Here is a 2,753-nt window from a genome sequence, read left to right as displayed (position 1 = left end):
GAGGTGCCGGCGGGCGCGGGCCGCCACCCGCGCCCGCCGGCACCTCCACCCGTTCCCGGGAGGCCACCGCTTGAGCCATCACTCCAAAGGCCCCATAAGACGTGCGTCCGCCAAGTCAGGTCGCCTGTCCCGACCTTTGGTCCGGCCGTCCGATCGGTGTCGCGTTTGGGCCTTCGCGCGAACGGGAATCACCCGTCGCGGGAAGGCGGTGAGGGCGATCGCCGAGATCCGGATCGGGACCTCTGGGTGGCGTTATCCGCCGTGGCGCGGGGTTTTCTACCCACCTGGGCTCGCGCAGCGGCGGGAACTCGAATACCTCTCGCGGCGGATGAACGCCGTCGAAATCAACGGGTCCTTCTACTCCCTCCAGCGCCCGGAACGCTACCGCGCCTGGTTCGACGAAACGCCCGCCGACTTCCTCTTCGCCGTCAAAGGCGGGCGCTTCATCACCCACATGAAGCAGCTTCGCGGCGTCGAGACCGCCCTCGCGAACTTCTACGCCTCCGGTGTTCTCGCCCTCGGCGCGAAACTCGGCCCCTTCCTCTGGCAGCTTCCGCCCAGACTGGCCTTCGATCCCGATCGGCTCGAGAACTTCTTCGCCTTGCTTCCCCGCACCACCACCGATGCCGCCCGGCTGGCGGCGAAGCACGACGACAAGCTCAAGGGCACGCCGTACCTCGAAGCCGGCCGTAGGAAACCCCTGCGGCACGCCCTGGAAGTGCGGCATCCCAGCTTCGCCGAACCCGCCGCCAAAAAGCTCCTCGAAGAACACGGCATCGCCCTCGTCGTCGCCGATACCGCCGGCAAATGGCCGTTCCTCGAAGACCAGACCGCCGACTTCGCCTATGTCCGGCTGCACGGCGACGAAGAACTCTACGTCAGCGGCTACTCCGACCAAGCCCTGCGCAAGTGGGCCGAAAAGATCCGGGCCTGGCACGACGGCGGGCGGCGTGACGTGCACGTCTACTTCGACAACGACGTCAAAGTCGAAGCTCCCCGGAACGCCGAATGTCTCGCCGACCTGCTCGGGGTGGCACCGATCACGAGACAGTGAGTGGACAGTGAGCGCCGTCCGTTTGAATGGGTCCTGCGGGCCGGACGGCTTGCGTGCTGCCGCTGGGGGTCGGCACGTGAGCCGTCCGGACCCGAAGACTCAGGCGCCCACCACCACCAGCGCCGCCAGCTTGGCGCGGACGTCGTCCGCGTCCGGGTGGCCCAGCTCCGTCAGCAGGCGCACCGAGCGGAGCCAGCACTCGCGGGCCAGCGCCGCGTCGCCGTGACGCAGGTGGATCGTGCCCAGCTGAGCCAGGACGTCCGCCGCCTCGTACTGCTCGCCCATCGCGAAGAACATGTCCACCGAGTCGCGGATGCACGCGATGCCTTCCTCGAACCGGCCGAGTCCGATCAGGGCCAGGCCGCGCGTGTGCTGCGTGAACCGCGTGTCCACCGGACGCCCGTCCGGGCCCAGGATCGCCAGCGCCTCGTCGGCCAGGCGCAGCGCCTGCTCGTGATCGCCCATCGACGTGCAGATGTCGCCCAGCGCCCGGAGCACACTCGCCTCCAAGTGCCCGAGCCCCAGCTCGCGGACGATCTCCAGCGCCTGCATCCCGTGCTCGTACGCCCAGGCGCAGTCTTCGAGGTTGTGCGCCGCCATCGCCAGGTTGTACTGCGCCCGCGCCTCGCCCTCGCGCGCCCCGAGCTCCCGCTGGATCGCGAGCACCTGCTCCAGGTACCGCCGGGACTCCGCGTACTGCCGGGCGACGCCGTTGACGACGCCGAGCCCGCTCAGGATCCCCGCCTCGCCGGGCCGGTGGCCGCTCGCCCGCGCCGCTTCGAGCGCCACCGCGAACACCGACCGCCAGTCGTCGAGCCGCGAGCGCGTCACGAAATAGCTCTGCAGCAGCCAGGCAAGCTTCCAGCAGACGTCGTCGCGGCCCCGGCGCCGCGCCAGGTGCACCGCCGCGATGAGGTTGCCGTACTCCTCGCCGAACCAGTCGAGCCCGTCGTGGTACCCGGAAAACGACAGACCGCCTTCGAGGTCGTCGAGCTCCAGCAGCCGGTAGTAGCGCTCGGGCCGCATCAGCCGTGACGCGTTCAGCGCCGACGCCAGGTACCAGCCCAGCAACCGGTCCAAAGCGGCGTCGCGCTCCGAAGCGGAATCGACCTGCGAAGCCGCGTACGCCCGGATGAGGTCGTGGAACTGGTAGCGGCCCGGCCGTGGCTGGGCGAGCAGGTGCGCGGCGGCCAGGGTTTCGAGCATCGGCCGGGTCTCGGCGACGTCGAGCCCGGCGACCGCGGCTGCCGCCGGTGCGGTGAAGTCGACGCCGGTGTGCAGCCCGAGCAGCCGCAGCAGCCGGGCCGTCGACGGCTGCAATGCCTGGTAAGAGTACGAAAACACCGACCGGATGTTGGTGCCTTCGCCGTCGGCGAGGTCGAACGAACCGAGCAGGTCGCTGTCGAGGGAGCCGGCGAACTCGTCGAGCGCCAGGTCGGGGAACTCCGCCGCGCGCACGGCGAGGATCCGGATCGCCAGCGGCAGCCCGCCGCAGTAGCGCACGAACCGCTCGGCCGCCGCCGGATCGCGGGCGACCCGGTCGTGGCCGATCGTGGCCGCCAGCAGCGCGACGGCGTCCTCGTCGCCGAGTTCCTCCAGCGCGATCCGGCGCGCGCCGTGCGTCGCGACCAGCGCGCGCAGCTGCCAGCGGCTGGTGACGACGACCAGGCAGCCGGGCCCGGGCAGCAGCGGGCTCACC

The 2,753-nt window shown here is 70.6% G+C and carries 2 protein-coding genes; one reads left to right on the top strand and one right to left on the bottom strand.

Features of this window, described 5'->3' with window-relative positions:
- Positions 1–208: 208 nt before the first annotated feature.
- Entirely contained in the window at positions 209–1,054 is an 846-nt protein-coding gene (locus CCN39_RS39920) for a DUF72 domain-containing protein (RefSeq protein ID WP_086851298.1), read from the top strand.
- A gap of 99 nt (positions 1,055–1,153) precedes the next feature.
- On the opposite strand, the gene CCN39_RS39915 is transcribed toward CCN39_RS39920, so the two are convergent.
- The coding region (locus tag CCN39_RS39915; protein ID WP_143264334.1) for a tetratricopeptide repeat protein at positions 1,154–2,753 on the bottom strand (1,600 nt) is incomplete at its 5' end.

The organism is Amycolatopsis kentuckyensis (assembly GCF_002155975.1).
GTDB classification, from domain to species: domain Bacteria; phylum Actinomycetota; class Actinomycetes; order Mycobacteriales; family Pseudonocardiaceae; genus Amycolatopsis; species Amycolatopsis kentuckyensis.
This window is presented reverse-complemented; position numbering and strand designations above follow the sequence as displayed.